Source organism: Sphingomonas sp. GW821-FHT09B04 (genome assembly GCF_059418285.1).
Genome location: NZ_JBWKPO010000002.1, coordinates 352,431 through 369,641 on the forward strand (window position 1 = coordinate 352,431; position 17,211 = coordinate 369,641).

The following is a 17,211-nucleotide window of genomic DNA, read 5'->3' on the forward strand; positions in this document are numbered from 1 at the left end:
ACAGGTTTGGATTTTTAACGAGGCGTGTGCCGCTGTTGGCGCGTGTCTGTAGTTGCCGGGGACTCATGGTCAGCACTGCACTCAACGCGAACCTTGCCACGCGGTTCCGCAATTTCTTCACCACCCGTGATTTCATCTTTCATGATGGCCGTGACCTGAAACGCTTCAGCGTTGCCGGACGTACACAGGCGATTCTGGCGGGTGTCGCTGCAGTTACCGTCACCTTCTCCGCTTATGGCGTTTCGCAGGCTGCCTTCGGCGCCGTCGTGGCGAGCGGCATTGCGGGCGAGGCTTCGACCCCCGAGGCGAAGCTGGCCAGGATGCAGGCCGAGGTCGCTCAGATGGAAGCCGATGTCGCCGCCGTGAAGCAGGCGGCGCAGCTTCACGCTGCACGCGTCGAACAGCGTCAGAAGATTATCGCCGGGGTAATGACCGGCAAGGGCTCGCCCGAAGATATCGGCGCCCCGCTCCCCGCCGCGCAGGTCTCCGAGAGCAACCCGATGGCGCGCGAAGTGCTGGCGCCGCTGCGCGCCGTCGAGGCACGCCAGGCGAAGCTTGCCGAGCAGGCACGCAAGACCGCGCAGGTCCGCCTTCATCTGACTGAGCGCCACCTACGCAGCCTTGGCATCAAGCCTGAGCGCTATGTCGCGGGTGGCATGGGCGGCCCGTACGAGCCCGTTTCGGCTGAGGCCGCGGCCGCAGCGGCCACCGCCGCAGAGGGCAGCGCCGATGCGCAGTTCCGCTCACTCTTTCAGACCTGGCAGAAGCTCGATGTGCTCGAGCAGACGGTGATCGCAATCCCGTCGATGCAGCCGGTCGATAATGTGAAGCTGACCAGCAGCTTCGGCGTCCGTTCGGATCCGTTCCATGGCAGTGCCGCAATGCACGCCGGAATCGATATCCCCGGTCCGCTGGGTACGCCGATCTATGCGACCGCCGATGGCGTGATCGGCCGCGCCGGGCGCTTCGGGGGCTATGGCAACCTGATCACCGTCAATCACGGCAAGGGAATCGAGACGCGTTACGGTCACCTCTCGAAGATCCTCGTTGCCGGCAACACCCGCGTGCGTCGCGGCCAGCTGATCGGCCTGATGGGGTCGACCGGCCGCTCGACCGGCAGCCATCTGCACTATGAAGTGCGCATCGACGGCGCTGCAGTGAACCCGATGCCGTTCATGCAGAATGCCAATGTGCTCGATCAGATTCAGCAGCGCTCGACGCGCGTCCAGTTGACCGCCGCGACCGGCAACTGAAGCTCAAGAGATAACAGGAGAGAGCGAGGGGTCGTCCGGCTTGTCCGGGCGGCCCCTTTCTGTTGGGAAGCCGCGCAGTTGAGCCTTTCGGTTGCGGGCCACGCCGCGCTTCCCTATCTCAACGCCATGGTCACCACCCTTTCCTCCGAGATCGGCCTCACGCCGTCCGCAGCAGCGCGCGTTGCCGCGATCGCGGCGAAGCAGGGCAAGCCCGCTATTTTGCGCCTGTCGGTCGAAGGTGGCGGCTGTTCTGGCTTTCAGTACAAGTTCGAGTTGGCGGAGGACGCAGCCGCCGATGACGCGATCGCGGAGACCGACGGCGTGCGGCTTCTGGTCGATCCCATCAGCCTTGATCTGGTTCGCGGCGCGAACGTCGACTTCGTCGAATCGCTTGGCGGTGCGGCGTTCCGCGTGACCAACCCCAATGCCGCGTCGGGCTGCGGCTGTGGCACCAGCTTTTCGGTCTGATACATTGAAAATCGTCACCTACAATGTGAACGGCATCAAGGCGCGTCTCCCGCGCCTGATCGAGTATCTCACCGAGCAGAAGCCGGACGTGGTCTGTCTTCAGGAACTGAAATCCGCCGACGAAGGGTTTCCCGAGAAGGATATCCGCGAAGCCGGCTATGGCGCGGTGTGGCATGGCCAGAAGGGCTTCAATGGCGTCGCGATCCTGGCGAAGGGCAGCGATCCGGTTGAGCGCCGTCGCGGACTGGATGGCGAGCCTGAGGACGAGCATAGCCGCTATATCGAGGCTGAGGTGAACGGCGTCGTCGTCGCCTCTATCTATCTGCCCAACGGCAACCCGATTCCAGGGCCCAAGTTCGACTATAAGCTGCGCTGGATCGAGCGGCTTTCGGCGCACGCGCGCAGCCTGCTGGCAGAAGAGAAGCCGGTGGTGCTGGCGGGGGATTACAACGTCATCCCCAACGACGACGACGTCTTCTCGGTCCGTGCGATGGCTGACGACGCATTGATGCAGCCGGAGTCGCGTCAGGGCTATCGTGCGCTGGTCGCGCAGGGCTGGACAGACGCGCTACGCACGCGTTTTCCCAGCGGCGGGGTGTGGACCTTCTGGGATTATCAGGCTGGCGCCTGGCAGCGCGATGCAGGGTTCCGGATCGATCATCTTCTGCTCAGTCCGGTTGCGGCGGATCGCCTGACCGGTGCGGGCGTCGACAAGGATTATCGTGGCCGCGAAAAGGCGAGCGACCATGCGCCGACTTGGGTCAGCCTGCGCGGCTGATTTCCCTTTGATTGGTGTTTTTCACCATGTTTCGGTGGATGATTTCCGGATCGTAACAATGGTCACGTACTAACATATTGATTTTGTTCACTTCTGGTGTTTGGCACGCATAATGCACTAACACAGGGGCGGGCAGGATGCAGTCACCCTTCGACCCGCACAGGATCAGAAGAGGAGCTGTCATGCGTACGATGTTCAAAGGTTTCACTGCTGCCGTCTTCGTCGTCGGTCTTGCCGCCGCAGCCCACGCGGAAACCAAGCCTGGTGCGCCTGCGCCGGCGTCTGAAATGGCGCCCGATGCCAAGCCGGCCAAGGACAAGCGCTATTGCATCAAGGGTACCATCACCGGCACCCGCCTCGCCCAGAAGGAATGCCGGACCCGCGCGGACTGGCTGAAGGAAGGATTTGATCCCCTCGATCCCAAGTAACGGGATCCTGAGTGACGAGGGGCGCGGCCCGCGGGACCCCTAAACTGCGGGCCGCAACCCTTCTCAGAGCTGTTTCGTGTAGACCTGATAGACGCGATTGACCTTGCTCTCGATGGTATCCGCGATGGCGATCATCCCCTGATTGTCGTCGAGAACCCAGCCGATCTCGCCGCGGACGGCGCCATAGTTGGTGATCGCGGAGCGACGGATGAATTCGATCATCATGAAGGCGAGCTGGCTCGCCATTCGCGATCCCTGCAGCCGCTTGACCACCCCCATCAGTGGAACGCGCATTCCGCGTGCTTTGGGCTTGCGTAGCCACCACAGCAATTTTGCCCAGCCGAACGGCAGCAGATTGCCCTTGAGCGGCGCGATCGCTTCGTTGAGGTCGGGCAGGGTGATCATGAACGCCACCGGCTCGCCATCGAGTTCGGCGATGCGGATCAGGTCTTCGAAGACAAGCGGCTTCAGCTTCTTGCCGACATCGTCGATCTCGGGCTGGGTCAGCGGCACATAGCCCCAATTGTCGGCCCATGCATCGTTGAGAATTGCCAGGATCGTTGCAGCTTCCTGCTCGAAGCGCGACTTGTCCACCATTCGGATGCGGATGCGGTCGTTCTTCTCGCCCATTGCGACGATGCGCTGGACCAGTGGTGGAAAGCCCGTGGTGATATCGAGATCGTAGGTCAGCAGCTGCTTGACCGGCAGATAGTCCGCGGCTTCGACCCAGCCCTGATAGGCCGGTCTGTGATGCCCCATCATCACCATCGGCGCATGGTCATGGCCCTGGATCAGCAGGCCCGGTTCTTCCCAGATCGACAAGGAAACCGGTCCGATCGCGCGGGTCATGCCATTGGTGCGCAGCCAGTCCTCGGCGGTGGCGATCAGCGCCTGTGCGGTCGCCGCGTCCTCCGCCTCGAACAGGCCCCAGAAGCCGGTGCCGGGGCCAAAGCCCTGTTCGGCCGGCATCTCGAGCGCAAGCTTGTCGATATGCGCGGAGATGCGGCCGACGATTCGCCCGTCGCGCTCGGCGACGAAGAGCTGCGCGACCGCATGGCTGAACCAACCATTCTTCTTGGGATCGATCGTTGCCGCGACCTCGTTCCGTAGCGGCGGCACCCAATTGGGATCGCCGCGGTTGAGGCGGTAGGCGAGCTCGATGAAATCGCGGGTATCCGCCTTGGTCTTGACCGGACGGACGGTGAGAGGAGAGTTGGCCAAGCGCGGCGCCTTTCGTTGATGCGCGATCGTGGATGCCAGGATTGGTGGCGGTCAAAGCGGTCCTGCATTGTGCCCGCTAAGTCAATCGTCACGCGCATGTGTCTGGCAAGGGTGATGAAATGCCACGCAATGGCCACTATCTGATGCCAATGGCTGACCCTATGAATACGCTTACCCTCGATGTGCCGCCGCGCGAAGGCGAGACCATCGCGCCGGCACAGGGCGCGAAGATTCGCCTGTCTGGCGTCGCCGACGACCGCGCAATGCTGCGCACCGCGGCCGACCTGACACGCGACCTGCAGACCCCTAATCCGCTGATCTACTGGGGTGATTTCCTGGGTTCGGCTGTAATTGGCTATGCCGCGCTCGCTGGCGCGATCCTGCTGCCCTCGACCGGCTGGGCGATCGCCAGCGGTGTTCTGGCGGTGATCGCGCTCTATCGCGCGAGCCTGTTCATTCACGAGATCACCCACCTCAAGCATTCCCTGCTTCCCGGCTTCCGGGTCGGTTGGAACCTGCTGCTCGGTATCCCGATGATGCTCCCTTCATTCATGTATGAGGGGATTCACACGATTCATCACAGCCGGACGAAATACGGCACGATGGAGGATCCCGAATATCTGCCGCTCGCGCTGATGAAGCCGTGGACGCTGCCGGTGTTTCTGCTGGTGTCGGTGTTGATGCCGATCGGCCTGTTGCTGCGTTTCGGTGTGCTGGGGCCGCTTTCGATGCTGTCGCCCAGACTGCGCAGGATCGTTGTCGGCCGCTATTCGGGCCTCCAGATTAATCCCGCCTATGAACGCCGCGCGCCCGAGGGAGAGTTCGCGAAGCAATGGCGCTGGCAGGAGGCCGGTGCGAGCCTGTGGGCGATCGCGCTGATTGCGCTGGTCGCGACGGGCGTGATCCCGCTCAAGGCGTTCGCAATCTTCCTTGCCGTGATCTCGGCCACCGCGGTTCTCAACCAGGTCCGCACGCTGGTCGCGCATCTGTGGGAGAATGACGGGGAGCCGCTGACAGTGACCGCGCAGTTCCTCGACAGCGTCAATGTGCCGGGTGGTTTCCTGCCCTATCTGTGGGCGCCGGTGGGGCTGCGCTTCCACGCGCTCCACCATCTGCTGCCGAGCGTGCCTTATCATGCGCTGGGTGAGGCGCATCGCCGTATCTCGGCTGCGCTGGGTCAGGGGTCGATCTATGAAGGCGCCAATTATCCGACGCTGCGCGGCCTGATGGGCCGGCTGGCGACGAGCACCATGAAGCAGCGCGTGGGCTGAGAGCACGTCGCGCGGGCGTATATCCCGATCTTGTCGGGCGGAAGATTGCGGCGCATGATGACCTGGCAACAACCAGGGGGTCATACCGATGCTCACGCTAGCTGCACTATTCGTCGCCACCAGCGTCGCGCAGGGCGCGGCGCCTGCAGCGACGCTGCAACCCAATTCCGATACGACCGCAGACCGGACGGCGGTACGCGCCCTTTCCATGTGCCTGGCCCAGGCGCGCCCGCGCTGGGCACGCGAGGTGCTGGCGCAACCCTACCTCAGCAAGGGGCAGACCGATCTGCTGGAGACGATCGGTTCCGGCGACGACAGATGCACGGGCAGCCGGCCGACGGAGATCACGCTGCGCCATACCAGCATCGTCGCGGGACTTGCCGAACAGTTCATCAAGGAGGATCTGGGGCAGGTCAACATCAAGCGGGTATCGGCGGAACTGAACCGGATTCCATCGCGCAACGCTTCGGAAGATTTCGCGCTGTGCCTCGTGGCCCGGCGTTCGAAGGTTGCGCAGGATCTGGTGATGAGTAGCCCAGGCAGCGACGCGGAGCGCACGGCCGGGGAGCAGCTCGCGCAGGGGGTGCCCTCTTGCACCAACCCCGGGGAAGCGGGGGTGGTCGACCTCCAGTCGCTGCGGGCATTGGCTGCGACGGCGCTGTATCGGGGTGTCAGGCAGGCGATCAATCCGGCCAGCACATCCTGAGACTGCAGGCTTCACGCAATCGTGTTCCCACACGCTGCGTGAAGCCCGTTATCCATATGCGGGCGGTGTAACTAGAACGGTTTGTCGGCCATGAACGGGTCGCGTGCCGCGTTGCCGGGGCCAGTCCGGACGTCCTGCTTCACCTGATCCGCATCAGAGTCCCACTCCGCCTTGGTGCGGCAAATGCGCTTAGGCAGGCGAGTCCCGGTGGTCGTGATCCGGCGGCAGACCTTCTTGGCATCGGCGGACGATTCCGGCGTCGCTTCGGTCGTGCCCTGCACGGGGCCTTTGGCGGTAGCGGGAGGCGTCGTCGCCAGCCCAAGTGCAACAAGGATCAGCGTCGAAATCATCACTCTCTCCGTTCGGTCCAAGAATATTGTGTGTGATTTACATCAAACACTGGCCCGAGAATAGCGGCAGCGTACCGTCCAGCGCTACTCTATTCTTCGGTCTTGAGCAGCACTGCTTCGCCGATCATTGCGAACAGCAGGAACGGCGCCCATGCGGCGAGGAAGGGCGGGTAGGCACCGAGATTGCCCATTGCGAGCGCGAAATTGTCGGCGACGAAATAGAGGAAGCCAAGGCCCATTCCGATCACTGCGCGCACGAACAGCTTGCCCGAGCGGGCGATGCCGAACGCGGCAACCGCGCCGAGCAGCGGCATCAGCACTGCCGAAAGCGGGCCGGACAGCTTGTGCCACAGTGACCCCTCAAGCGCTTTGGTCGGGCGGCCAGCTGCTTTCAGATCGTCGATCGCTTCCCTGAGCTCGCCGAACGACATCGAATCGGCATCGACATTGGACAAGGTGAACTGATCGGGCCGGACGCCCTCGCCGACGATTGTGCTGCCGAGCGGCGTGAGCACGCCGGTCGCGACGTCGAACCGCTCTGCATCGTCCACGCGCCAGCCCATGCCGTCGCGCCGGCCGGTCTTAGCACGGACGAGCGATTTGAGGACCGCGCCATCGCGTTCGTAGACGGTGACGTTCAACAGTTGCGCCGTTTCGCCCCGGCCCTTGATCTGCTGGGCATGGATCAGGTGGCTGCCGTCGCGCACCCAGACATTGCTGCGGTCGCCACGATCGATCGGGAGCACGCCGTAATCGACCTTCTTCCATTGCGCGAGCGTAGCGCTGGAGCGGGAGACGACGCGGTCGTTGAAGGTGAAGGAGATCGCGGCGACACCCAGTCCCGCCAGCAGCAGCGGCGCCAGCACCTGATGCGCCGAGAGGCCAGAGGCCTTCATCGAGATCACTTCGCTGTTCTGATTGAGTGTCGAGAGGGTGATGATCGTGCCGAGCAGCACCGAAAAAGGCAGGAAGGTCGCGATGATCTGGGGGGTGCGCAGACTCACATAGCGCCAGATCTGTGCGTCGCCATTGCCGGCATGAGCAAGGATGCGACCCGATTCGCTCAGCAGGTCGAGCGTCTGCAGGATCAGCACCAGCCCGAACAGGAAGGCAAAGGTGCTGATCAGGAACGACTTCGCCATGTAGAGAAAGATCGTCCGCGACGGGAAGAAGCCGGTGATCGGGTTCATGCGCCCGCCGCCTTGCGCCGCCGTCCGGGCAGCCATTTGGCGATGGCCTTCCACGTTTTCGCGAAGAACTTCTCGAGGGCGCCGATCGGCTGGCCGCCCGGCACATACGCGATCGTATAGTACATCCAGAACACCAGCGCGGCGAAGATCAGGAACGGCCCCCACAGCGCAATGATCGGATCGACCACCCCACGCGCACCCACACCCTGCGCGTACTGATTGATCTTGTGATAGGTGACGATCATCACGATCGACAGGAACACGCCGAGCGCCGAAGTCGATCGTTTGGGTGGAACCCCGAGCGCCAGCGCCAGGAACGGCAGCAGCAACATCGTAGCGACCTCGACCACGCGGAAATGAAACTCGGAGCGGGTAACCGCGCGCTCGGCTTCCGGCACGTTGGAATCGCGTCCGAGCTTCGCGAGCTGTGGCAAGGTCAGTTCGAGCTTGTTCTCGCCGCGCTGGCGGAACTGCTCAAACCGCGGAAGATCGATCGGCAGGTCATGCGCATCAAAGGTGAGCACACGCGGCACCTTGAATTTCGACGACTGGTGGATCAGCGTGCCCTTGGTCAGCCGGAAGATGATGACGTCAGGATCGTCGGTGCGCAGGAACTGGCCTTTCTCGGCAGTCGCTGAGACGATGTCTCCGGAAGGAGCGCGGGCACTCACGAAGATACCCGAGAGATCGGCACCCTCGTTACGGCTCTCTTCGATCCGGAGTGTCATCCGGTCGCCCATATTGGTGAATTCGCCCACCTTGATCGACGCGCCGAGCGCACCGGAGCGTAGTTCGAACCGCAGCCCTTCGTAATTGTAGCGAGCGAGCGGCTGGATGAAGCCGACGATGGCGAGGTTCAGGCCCGCCAGCGCAATCGCAAACATGAAGGGGACGCGCAGCATCCTGCCATAGCTCATCCCCACCGCGCGCAGCACGTCGAGCTCGGACGAAGTGGCCAGCTTGCGAAACGCAAGCAAGATGCCGAGCATGAGGCCGATCGGGATACCCAGCCCGAGATATTCAGGAAGCAGGTTGGCGAGCATCCGCCACACCACGCTAACCGGCCCGCCTTCAGTCGCCACAAAATCCAGCAGGATTCGAATGCGATCAAGAACCAGCAACATGGCCGCGATGAACAGGTTGACGACCAGCGGTACGGCGATCAGGCGCGCCAGGTAGCGGTCGAGAGCGATCATGCGGGGAGGGTCTGCGGCCTGATCTTCGGGTTGGCGCCGGCAAGCCGACTGTGATCCAACGCTATATCGTACGGCACGGTTAAATCTAGCCCGCTGCGGTCGCGGGTGTGGCTTCGTTGCCGGTTGGAGCGGCAACCGCATCGGCGATTGCTGCCTCCAGCGCGGCGAGGGTGAAGGGTTTGCGCAATACCAGACGACCACCGAACCGGTCGTGATCTGCGGCGTCTCCTGCATAGCCGGTAACGTAGAGCACCGCGACGCCATCCAGCTGCGGCTCCAGGGCTGCGATCATCTCCGGCCCGGTCTGCCCGGGCATGATCACGTCGCTGACCACCAGATCCAGCGAATGGAGGCCCGCGACGATGCGCGGCGCGGCCAACGGATCGTCGCATGCGACAGGACGATGGCCCAGTTCCTCCAGTGCGGCGAGCGTGGCAGCGAGCACCCGCGGATCGTCTTCAACCAGCAGGATATCGAGCGCGCGATGCGGTTCCGTGCGTGGCCCGATCTTCCGGGCGGTGTCCGGCGTCGCCGTTTCCGCGGCGCCGTGGCAGGGGAGGTAGAGCGTGACGGTGGTGCCTTCGCCAGGCGCCGAATCGATCCGGATTTCGCCGCCCGACTGGCGGACGAAACCGAAGATCTGGCTGAGGCCGAGGCCTGTACCCTTGCCGACCGGCTTGGTGGTGAAGAATGGCTCGAACACGCGTTCGACCACGTCGGGTGTCATGCCTGCACCGGTGTCGGAGACCGCAATAGTGACATAGTTGCCCGGCGCACACTCAGTTCCAGCTTCCCCCTCAAGCGCGGCATAGCCGGTTGCGATGGTCAGTGTGCCGCGAGCATCCATCGCATCCCGGGCGTTGACGGCGAGGTTGAGCAGGGCGTTCTCGAGCTGATGGCGATCGGCCCAGACATGCCAGCCCGACGCATCGGTGCGCGTCTGGACGAGAATGCCTTCGCCCAGCGTGCGTTCAAGCAGATTGGTCATCCCGGCGATGAGCTCGACCGGGGCGATCGCCTGCGGCGTGAGCGGCTCGGCGCGCGCGAAGGCGAGCAGGCGGCGGGTCAGCGTTGCGGCGCGGCTGGCGCCCTCGCTGGCATTGTCGATATGCCGCACGGATTGCGTGGCGCCCTCGGGCAGATGACGTTTTGCAAGTTCGAGGCCGCCGAGAACGATTGCGAGCATATTGTTGAAGTCGTGTGCGATCCCGCCGGTGAGCTGCCCGACGGCTTCCATTTTCTGCGCCTGGCGTAGTTGCGCCTCGGCGGCGGCGCGTTCGCGCGCTTCCTCCTGAAGCCCCGCGGTGGCGGCGGCGACTGCGGCCTCAAGTTCGGTCGCGCGCTCGCGTTGCGCCTGCGCTTCCGCCGCGGAAGCCGCTCGTTCCCGGATTGCGCGGACATTGATCCAGCCGAGGATTATCGCGCCCAGCACGATCAGCATCCCGAACAGGATCAGATTGCGCGTTTCCTCTTCTGCCGCCGTGGAGGTGAGGCGGGCGCGGCGGGAGCGTTCGTTGAGCAGCCTGCGCTCTGCGGCGACGATCTGATCAAGAAGGTTGCGGATGCGCGGGAGGACGGGCGAGCGCCTCGCCTCGTCGAAATAGGCATAGGCTGCCTGGTTGCGTTTGAAGCGGGTGTTGAGCGCGATCTGCGACAATTCCTTGCCACGCGCTTCTACAGCGGCGCGCAGTTCCGCGATCATGTCCTTCTCCGGATCATGATCGCGGGTGCGACGGGCGAGGAGGGTGAGCTGGCCTTCGGCGCGTTGCCATTCGGCGACATAGTCGCGGCCTACGCTTTCCTCGCCGCTGACGACATAACGCGCCAGCGTCGCTTCGGCGCTCGCGATCGTGCCAGCAAGGCTCTGCGCGAGGATCATCACCTCATAGCTTTGCGACTGCCGCGCGAGTGCGGTGTCGCGTTCGGCATCGGCGGCGCGCTGGTTTGTGATCAGTGCCGCGAGCACCCCGACCCCCAGCACGGCGATCAGGATCATCATCACGGCGCGCCAGTCGAGCCGCGCGATCCGCTGGGTTAGTCCGGCGCTTTCGCTCATGACCGCGATTCTAGGGCCGCAACCACGGTGTGGCCAGCCCTCAGGCGATCACCCCGACGGCCTGACCCGCGGCCTTGAACATCGCGAGGATACGCTGGACCTGCTCCGGCGTATGCTCAGCGCAAAGCGAGCAGCGGAGCAGGAAGGTGCCGGCCGGGGTTGCGGGCGGACGCGCCATGTTGACGTAGAGGCCGCTCTCCAGCAGCGCCTGCCACATCGTCACTGCCTGTTCCTGATCGTCGAGGATCACGGCGATGATCGCGCTGTCGCAGGTCTCGGTGCCGAGCTTGAAGCCCATTTCCGTGAGACCAGCATGCACGGCGCGGGCATTTTCCCACAGATGCTGGCGCTTGTTGTGAGCGAACTGGAGCTTGCGGATCGACGCCGCCGCGGTGGCGACGACGCTGGGCGGCAGCGACGCGGTGAAGATATAAGCGCGGCAGGCGAGACGGATCGCCTCGAACTTGGGGTGGTTCGACACGCAGAAGCCGCCGACGGTGCCGACCGACTTGGAGAAGGTGCCGACGATGAAGTCGACATCGCCCTCGCACCCCTGCGCCTCATAGACGCCGCGGCCATTGGGGCCGTAGAAGCCCATCGAGTGCGCTTCGTCCGACAGTACCATCGCGCCGTGCTTCTTGGCGACCGCGACCATTTCCTTGAGCGGGGCGACGTCGCCGAGCATCGAATAGACGCCCTCGAGCACCACCAGCTTGCCGGCCTCCGGGGGCAGGCGACCGAGGCGCTTGTCGAGATCCTCAACGCTGTTGTGGCGGAAGCGAACGACCTCGGCATAGCCCTGCTTGCAGCCGTCATAGATGCTGGCGTGGCTGTCGGCGTCGAGGATGACATAGTCGCCCTTGCCGGCCAGCGTTGCGATCATGCCGAGATTGGCCATGTAGCCGGTCGAGAAGACGATCGCGCCGGTGGTGCCGTAGAAGTCCCGCAGTGCCGCCTCGACCTCCATATGGTCGCGGAAGGTGCCGTTGAGCATGCGGCTGCCATTGGTGCCGCTGCCGAACTGGTCGAGCGCGTCCTTGCCGGCCTGGATCACGTCCGGGTCGAAGGTCATGCCCATATAATTGTAGGTGCCGAGCAGGATGGTGTCCTTGCCCTTGATCACCGCCTCGGTCGGCGACTTCACCTGTTCCATCACGATCGCGAACGGGTCGGTGACGCCGCTGTCGAGCAGCGCCTGACGTTCGGCGATCAGCCCGTCGAACTTGCTCATCAGGTCGGGTGTTGCCCCCGCCGGAATGATCGGTGCGTCCGGCGTCGCGATGGAATCGGTCATGTCAGGCAGCCTTGAGCTTCTGAACGGCATCGACGAGCTGACCGACGGTCTCGATCTCGGCCTGCATGTTCATCGTGATGATGATGTCGAACTCGTCCTCGATCGCGGCGACGAAGTCCATGACGGTGAGGCTGTCCCACTCGAGGTCACCCGCGAAGGTGGTGGAATCGGCAAGCTCGATGCCCTTCTTGTTGAAGGGTTCGATCAGGCCGGAGACGGTGGTGAAGATATCATTGCGGTCGCTCATGGGTGGTCCTTAATTTGCCCAGGGCCAAGTGCCAAGCGATTGCGGCGGAAACGGGGTCAAGCCGGGGCAGGGCTGGCCTACCCATAATGATCGAACTGGACACGCCTCTCTGGGCAACCTGACACGAAACGCATGTTTTTCGCGCAGAGTGTCAAGCGGTCGACGGAGTCAAAGAGCGGCCCCAAGGCGCGCCGAGCGGAGCAGGCGAACTCCAACATTGCAAGGCTGGTCAGAGCCTGCGGTGCATGATCAGCAGATCGGCGAAGCGGCCGTCGCGATGACGGAAGCCATCGGGAACCCGACCGATCACGGTGAAACCGAGCGACGTCCACAATGTCACTGCGGCGTGATTGTCCGAAACCACCGCGTTGAACTGCATCGCGCTGAACCCGGCCTCCGTCGCCCAGACGACGGCATGCTCACCCAGGCACCGGCCGACTCCGCGTCTGCGACCTTCGCGTGCGACCATGATGCTGGCGCTGGCGATATGGCTGCCCGGGCCGTGCTGGTTGCGGCCCATCTTGGCGGTGCCCAGGATCGTCCCGTCGGGACCTTCGGCGACGACGGTCTGGCCGGGGGCGGTCTCGATCCAGAGCGCGCGGGAGGCTTCGTCGGACAGGCCAGAATCATAAGTATAGCTGGCGCCGGCTTCGACGATGTCCTCGATGATCGCGCGGACCACCGGCCAGTCGCGTTCCTCGAACGGGCGCAGGTGGATCAAAGCAACCCTTCCGCCCGATACCATGCCGCAGTCTGCACAAGGCCTGCGGGCGTTGAGATCTGCGGAGCCCATAGCGCGGCGGGTGGGCGGCGGCCGGGGTCGGCTGTCCAGTCGGGGTGGCTGAGATAGGCTGCGCGGTCAGGCGTAAGCTTGGCGTTCGCTTCGCGGAAGAAACGGTCGGCGTGGCCAGCGAGGTGGAGCAGCGCGCGCGGAACGGAGATCGGGATCGGACGCTTGCCCACCGCTTCGCCGACGAGGCTAGCGAATTGCGCATGGGTGTAGCCGCCGTCGACGCCGTCGTCGCATTCATAGATGTGGCGGCCGGGATCGGTGAGCGCGAGCGTGACCAGCAAGCGCGCGAGATCCGCGACATGGATCAGCGAGATGCGGCCCTTGGGCGGCAACAGGACGATCCCCTGTTTTGCCATGCGGAAGATATCGCGCATCTCCATGTCGCCGGGGCCATAGACGCCGGGCGGGCGGATCATCGTCCAGTCGAGACCGGAGGTGCGGACCTCCGCCTCGGCGAGCTCCTTCGACCGGCCATATTGCGAGAGCTGCGGCTCGCGCGCCGACATCGACGAGACATGGACGAACCGCTTCACGCCCATCGATGCCGCGGCGGCGGCCATGCGCCGGGTACCGTCGACATTGCCGTGGATAAAGCCCTCGGGAGTCGGCGCGTTGACCACGCCGGCGATATGGATCACCGCGTCGGCGCCGCTCGCGAGGCGGGCGAGCGCATCTTCGTGGTCGAGATCCCCCGCGATCCAGCTGACGCCCTCGCGCGCGGGCTGTTCGCGCCGAGTGAGTGCGCGGACATGGATGCCACGGGCAAGCGCGTGCTCGACCGTCGCCTTGCCGACAAAGCCGGTGGCGCCGGTGAGCGCGAGAATGGTCACAGCAGCGCCATATGGTTGCGGTGGACCAGCGTGGAGCGGGGGGCGTAGCCGAGGATCTCGCCCTGATCGTCGCTGCGGGTGCCGAGGATCGCCTGCGCATCGGCGGCGTCATATTCGGACAGACCGCGGGCGATCGGGCCGTTGGGACCCTCGATCGTCACGAGATCGCCGCGGAAGAACATGCCGCGGATCGCGGTCGCGCCGATCGCGAGCAGGCTGCAGCCTTCGGTCAGCGCCCGGGCTGCGCCCTCGTCGACGGTGATGCTTCCCTTGGCGGTCAGGCGGCCAGCGAGCCAGGCTTTCCGCGCGCGCGTGCGCTTTTCGGGCATGAAGACCGTGTGGCGGGCGTCGGCCGAGAGCGGGCGGTCGACCCGGCCGCTGGCGATGGCGAGCGACACGCCGGCCGAGGCGGCGATGCGCGCAGCCTCTATCTTCGACACCATTCCGCCCGAACCCATGCCCGATGCAGAACCGCGATCGGCCATTCCCTCGATCCGCCCGTCGATCCGATCGACCACCGGGATATGGATTGCGCCGGGGAGGGCGGGGTTACGGTCGTACAGCCCGTCGATATCGCTGAGCAGCACCACGCCGCTGGCGTCCGCGGCCTGCGCAACGCGTGCAGCGAGCCGGTCGTTGTCGCCGAAACGGATCTCGGCGGTGGCGACGCTGTCATTCTCGTTGATCACCGGCACCACGCCGAGGCTGAGCAGGCGGCCGAGCGTCGCGGCGGCATTGAGATAACGGCGGCGATCCTCGAGATCGTCGAGCGTCACCAGCATCTGCGCAGCGGTGAGATCGTTGGCGGCGAGCACTTCGGCCCAGACCTGCGACAGCGCGATCTGGCCGGTTGCAGCAGCGGCCTGCGCGTCCTCAAGACTGGCGCGGCCACCCTTGGCGAGTTTCAGCCGCCGCGCACCGAGCGCGATCGCGCCCGAGGACACGACTGCGATCTGCTGTCCCGCTTGCCCCCGCGCGGCGATGTCCGCGGCGATGCCCTCCAGCCAGTCGCGCCGGATCGCGCCCTCCGGATCGACGAGCAGCGCCGAACCGATCTTGACGACGAGACGCGGGCAGGAGGCGGGCGGAAAGAGATGCATGGTGGGCTGCGCTTAGCGCGGGATGGCGCAGTGGCCAACTGTCTCTAAGTCAGGCGGGTTCTCCGGCAGCCATCCAATCCTGCATGGCCGTTACAAAAATGCGGGTTGGGTATTTGCGAATGTCTTCCTCGGAAGCGCCAGCTGCAGATTCTCTTTCCCAATACCATTCTTGGAATGCCGCGTATTTGCTTAGTATTTTCGTTGTGCCGATTGGGTTGGCATGAGCCTTATCGATCAACCAATCCCGAACTCTGCGAACCGCTTCCTCGAAATCTTCATCGTGGACATGAATGTCCCAACCAGCGATGTCAGATAAACACTTTTGATAGTCATATCTGGTTCGTTCAAGGATAAGGATCGCTTTGGTCGTGAGGTCTCCGGATCCGAACTTTTTGCATCCATGATCGACGCCAAGCTCAAACGGCATGTTCATGCGAGCATATTGATCTTCAGCGGTTGATTTGCACCGTGTCAGATCATGTATTCCATATTTCGATTCTCGAATCAGGTCGCAGATTCGATCTAGACGTGTCGCTGCGTTATCGGAGTTTTCAGGCGCTAATCTGGGTACGAAACCCAAGGCTATTACGCTGAAGGCGATGGCTTGGAGTATCGGGGCAAAATCTTCGTCAAACGGGCAGTTGATGAAGATCGATCTGTCGAATGGTATCGGCAATCTTACCCCTTTGGAGGATGACTGTCGTGCCCGTATGAATTCCTTTCACGAATTCGTCCATCCCGCCCGTGAATGTACAGCTCGGTTCTCTGATTTTTTGCGATTTTCGTCGCTGCTTTGATCGCGTCATCTTGCGTTGCGTGCGTACTACTGGCTCGCGATGCGCCGGCCTTCCGAACGCTCCATTTTCCATCGTTAGGAACTACGTGCTGCCCCTTCTTGGACATGCTGAATCTCCGTGTGTGGTCTTCCTAACATAAGCAGAGGTGCTGGGTGATGCCAGTACAACCGCGCGATGTCAGATCGGCGACCATTCGATCTCGTCCACGCCCTCGTCGTCGTCGGTGACGCGGGCATGGTCGGGGCCGATCGCTTCGAGCAGCTTGTCGAGTGCCCAGTCGACGCCGATGCCCGCCGCGCCGGAGATGGCGATGACCTCGGCGCCGCTTGCCTCTTCCAGCTCGGCGGAGAGCGCGGCGATCAGTTCGTCGTCGAGCATGTCGATCTTGTTGAGCGCGACGATGATCTTCTTGTCGAGCAGGCCGGCGCCATAGGCTTCGAGTTCGTCGCGGACGATACGGTAGCTGGTGGCGACGTCCTCGTCGTTCGCATCGACCAAATGGAGCAGGACCTTGCACCGCTCGATATGGCCGAGGAAGCGGTCGCCGATTCCGGCGCCTTCCGCCGCACCCTCGATCAGGCCGGGGATATCGGCGATGACGAACTCGTTGTGCTTGTGACGTACCACGCCGAGCTGGGGCCGGGTGGTGGTGAAGGCATAGGCGCCAACCTTGGCCTGCGCGTTGGTCACCGCATTGATGAAGGTCGATTTGCCGGCATTGGGCAGACCGACCAGGCCTGCGTCCGCCAGTAGCTTGAGGCGGAGCCAGACGTACATTTCCTCACCCGGCCAGCCGGTGCCGTGCTGGCGCGGGGTGCGGTTGGTGCTGGTCTTGTAGCTGGCATTGCCGCGACCGCCGTCGCCGCCCCTCAGGAAGACGATGCGCTGGCCGGCCTGTGTCAGGTCGGCGAGCAGCGTGCGTTCCTCGTCATCGGCGAGAATCTGCGTGCCGACCGGCAGCTTGATCACGAGATCGTCGCCGCCCGCGCCGGTCCGGTTCCCGCCCGACCCGCCATGTCCGCGCTGCGCCCGGAAATGCTGGGTGTAGCGGAAGTCGATCAGCGTGTTGAGACCGGGGACCGCCTCGAAGATGATGTCGCCGCCCTTGCCGCCGTCGCCGCCGTCGGGGCCGCCATATTCAATGTACTTCTCACGCCGGAAGCCGACGGCGCCGCCGCCGCCCCAGCCGGATTTCACATAGATTTTGGCTTGATCGAGAAAATGCATGGCTTC

The 17,211-nt window shown here is 63.9% G+C and carries 19 protein-coding genes; 6 read left to right on the forward strand and 13 right to left on the reverse strand.

The window, feature by feature from the left end:
- Positions 1 to 65 precede the first annotated feature (65 nt).
- The 4 genes from AC07NK_RS07640 to AC07NK_RS07655 all read left to right on the forward strand — a co-directional run bounded on the left by AC07NK_RS07640 (position 66) and on the right by AC07NK_RS07655 (position 2,927).
- On the forward strand, positions 66 to 1,253 hold the full coding sequence (locus AC07NK_RS07640) for a peptidoglycan DD-metalloendopeptidase family protein (RefSeq protein WP_495169988.1): 1,188 nt from the start codon (positions 66 to 68) through the stop codon (positions 1,251 to 1,253).
- Positions 1,254 to 1,379: 126 nt separating this feature from the next.
- Complete coding sequence (erpA, locus tag AC07NK_RS07645) at positions 1,380 to 1,721, forward strand: iron-sulfur cluster insertion protein ErpA (RefSeq protein ID WP_495170349.1); 342 nt, start codon at positions 1,380 to 1,382, stop codon at positions 1,719 to 1,721.
- A 4-nt stretch (positions 1,722 to 1,725) separates the two neighbouring features.
- Positions 1,726 to 2,499: an exodeoxyribonuclease III gene (xth, locus tag AC07NK_RS07650; protein ID WP_495169989.1), complete on the forward strand. Its 774-nt coding sequence runs from the start codon at positions 1,726 to 1,728 to the stop codon at positions 2,497 to 2,499.
- A gap of 182 nt (positions 2,500 to 2,681) precedes the next feature.
- Positions 2,682 to 2,927: a hypothetical protein gene (locus tag AC07NK_RS07655; protein ID WP_495169990.1), complete on the forward strand. Its 246-nt coding sequence runs from the start codon at positions 2,682 to 2,684 to the stop codon at positions 2,925 to 2,927.
- Positions 2,928 to 2,990: 63 nt separating this feature from the next.
- On the opposite strand, the gene AC07NK_RS07660 is transcribed toward AC07NK_RS07655, so the two are convergent.
- Positions 2,991 to 4,148: an N-acetyltransferase gene (locus AC07NK_RS07660; protein ID WP_495169991.1), complete on the reverse strand. Its 1,158-nt coding sequence runs from the start codon at positions 4,146 to 4,148 to the stop codon at positions 2,991 to 2,993.
- A 161-nt stretch (positions 4,149 to 4,309) separates the two neighbouring features.
- On the opposite strand from AC07NK_RS07660, the gene AC07NK_RS07665 reads away from it, so the two are divergent.
- The gene (locus AC07NK_RS07665) at positions 4,310 to 5,419 is read left to right on the forward strand and encodes a fatty acid desaturase family protein (protein WP_495170350.1); all 1,110 of its coding nucleotides are present in this window, start codon (positions 4,310 to 4,312) and stop codon (positions 5,417 to 5,419) included.
- 88 nt (positions 5,420 to 5,507) lie between these two features.
- Positions 5,508 to 6,125 (forward strand): hypothetical protein, encoded by a 618-nt coding sequence (locus tag AC07NK_RS07670; RefSeq protein ID WP_495169992.1) that lies wholly within the window; start codon positions 5,508 to 5,510, stop codon positions 6,123 to 6,125.
- 71 nt (positions 6,126 to 6,196) lie between these two features.
- On the opposite strand, the gene AC07NK_RS07675 is transcribed toward AC07NK_RS07670, so the two are convergent.
- From AC07NK_RS07675 to obgE, 12 genes are all read right to left on the reverse strand, one after another.
- A complete protein-coding gene (locus tag AC07NK_RS07675) occupies positions 6,197 to 6,475 on the reverse strand; it encodes a hypothetical protein (RefSeq protein ID WP_495169993.1) in 279 nt (92 codons plus the stop codon).
- A gap of 89 nt (positions 6,476 to 6,564) precedes the next feature.
- Positions 6,565 to 7,665 (reverse strand): LPS export ABC transporter permease LptG, encoded by a 1,101-nt coding sequence (lptG, locus tag AC07NK_RS07680; RefSeq protein WP_495169994.1) that lies wholly within the window; start codon positions 7,663 to 7,665, stop codon positions 6,565 to 6,567.
- Complete coding sequence (locus AC07NK_RS07685) at positions 7,662 to 8,861, reverse strand: LptF/LptG family permease (RefSeq protein WP_495169995.1); 1,200 nt, start codon at positions 8,859 to 8,861, stop codon at positions 7,662 to 7,664. The genes lptG and AC07NK_RS07685 overlap by 4 nt, the downstream gene beginning before the upstream one ends.
- Positions 8,862 to 8,946: 85 nt before the next feature.
- Entirely contained in the window at positions 8,947 to 10,917 is a 1,971-nt protein-coding gene (locus AC07NK_RS07690; protein ID WP_495169996.1) for an ATP-binding protein, read from the reverse strand.
- A 40-nt stretch (positions 10,918 to 10,957) separates the two neighbouring features.
- A complete protein-coding gene (gene spt / locus AC07NK_RS07695; protein WP_495169997.1) occupies positions 10,958 to 12,211 on the reverse strand; it encodes a serine palmitoyltransferase in 1,254 nt (417 codons plus the stop codon).
- Position 12,212: 1 nt separating this feature from the next.
- Complete coding sequence (locus AC07NK_RS07700) at positions 12,213 to 12,458, reverse strand: acyl carrier protein (protein WP_447728851.1); 246 nt, start codon at positions 12,456 to 12,458, stop codon at positions 12,213 to 12,215.
- Positions 12,459 to 12,687: 229 nt separating this feature from the next.
- A complete protein-coding gene (locus AC07NK_RS07705) occupies positions 12,688 to 13,179 on the reverse strand; it encodes a GNAT family N-acetyltransferase (protein ID WP_495169998.1) in 492 nt (163 codons plus the stop codon).
- A complete protein-coding gene (locus AC07NK_RS07710) occupies positions 13,176 to 14,081 on the reverse strand; it encodes an NAD-dependent epimerase/dehydratase family protein (RefSeq protein ID WP_495169999.1) in 906 nt (301 codons plus the stop codon). The genes AC07NK_RS07705 and AC07NK_RS07710 overlap by 4 nt, the downstream gene beginning before the upstream one ends.
- The gene (gene proB, locus AC07NK_RS07715) at positions 14,078 to 15,181 is read right to left on the reverse strand and encodes a glutamate 5-kinase (RefSeq protein WP_495170000.1); all 1,104 of its coding nucleotides are present in this window, start codon (positions 15,179 to 15,181) and stop codon (positions 14,078 to 14,080) included. The genes AC07NK_RS07710 and proB overlap by 4 nt, the downstream gene beginning before the upstream one ends.
- A 49-nt stretch (positions 15,182 to 15,230) precedes the next feature.
- Positions 15,231 to 15,857 carry a hypothetical protein gene (locus AC07NK_RS07720; RefSeq protein ID WP_495170001.1) on the reverse strand — a complete coding sequence of 209 codons (627 nt, stop codon included), beginning with the start codon at positions 15,855 to 15,857 and terminating at the stop codon, positions 15,231 to 15,233.
- Between the two features lie 2 nt (positions 15,858 to 15,859).
- Complete coding sequence (locus AC07NK_RS07725) at positions 15,860 to 16,084, reverse strand: DUF2188 domain-containing protein (RefSeq protein WP_495170002.1); 225 nt, start codon at positions 16,082 to 16,084, stop codon at positions 15,860 to 15,862.
- A gap of 71 nt (positions 16,085 to 16,155) precedes the next feature.
- Positions 16,156 to 17,205 (reverse strand): GTPase ObgE, encoded by a 1,050-nt coding sequence (gene obgE, locus AC07NK_RS07730; protein ID WP_495170003.1) that lies wholly within the window; start codon positions 17,203 to 17,205, stop codon positions 16,156 to 16,158.
- Positions 17,206 to 17,211 lie beyond the last annotated feature (6 nt).

Coding starts and splice junctions, on each gene's coding strand:
- lptG (WP_495169994.1), bottom strand. CDS start 7,665: ATGAACCCGATCACCGGCTTCTTCCCGTCGCGGACGATCTTTCTCTAC.
- erpA (WP_495170349.1), top strand. CDS start 1,380: ATGGTCACCACCCTTTCCTCCGAGATCGGCCTCACGCCGTCCGCAGCA.
- AC07NK_RS07700 (WP_447728851.1), bottom strand. CDS start 12,458: ATGAGCGACCGCAATGATATCTTCACCACCGTCTCCGGCCTGATCGAA.
- AC07NK_RS07640 (WP_495169988.1), top strand. CDS start 66: ATGGTCAGCACTGCACTCAACGCGAACCTTGCCACGCGGTTCCGCAAT.
- AC07NK_RS07655 (WP_495169990.1), top strand. CDS start 2,682: ATGCGTACGATGTTCAAAGGTTTCACTGCTGCCGTCTTCGTCGTCGGT.
- AC07NK_RS07665 (WP_495170350.1), top strand. CDS start 4,310: ATGAATACGCTTACCCTCGATGTGCCGCCGCGCGAAGGCGAGACCATC.
- AC07NK_RS07670 (WP_495169992.1), top strand. CDS start 5,508: ATGCTCACGCTAGCTGCACTATTCGTCGCCACCAGCGTCGCGCAGGGC.
- AC07NK_RS07675 (WP_495169993.1), bottom strand. CDS start 6,475: ATGATTTCGACGCTGATCCTTGTTGCACTTGGGCTGGCGACGACGCCT.
- AC07NK_RS07690 (WP_495169996.1), bottom strand. CDS start 10,917: ATGAGCGAAAGCGCCGGACTAACCCAGCGGATCGCGCGGCTCGACTGG.
- spt (WP_495169997.1), bottom strand. CDS start 12,211: ATGACCGATTCCATCGCGACGCCGGACGCACCGATCATTCCGGCGGGG.
- AC07NK_RS07725 (WP_495170002.1), bottom strand. CDS start 16,084: ATGTCCAAGAAGGGGCAGCACGTAGTTCCTAACGATGGAAAATGGAGC.
- obgE (WP_495170003.1), bottom strand. CDS start 17,205: ATGCATTTTCTCGATCAAGCCAAAATCTATGTGAAATCCGGCTGGGGC.
- proB (WP_495170000.1), bottom strand. CDS start 15,181: ATGCATCTCTTTCCGCCCGCCTCCTGCCCGCGTCTCGTCGTCAAGATC.
- AC07NK_RS07685 (WP_495169995.1), bottom strand. CDS start 8,861: ATGATCGCTCTCGACCGCTACCTGGCGCGCCTGATCGCCGTACCGCTG.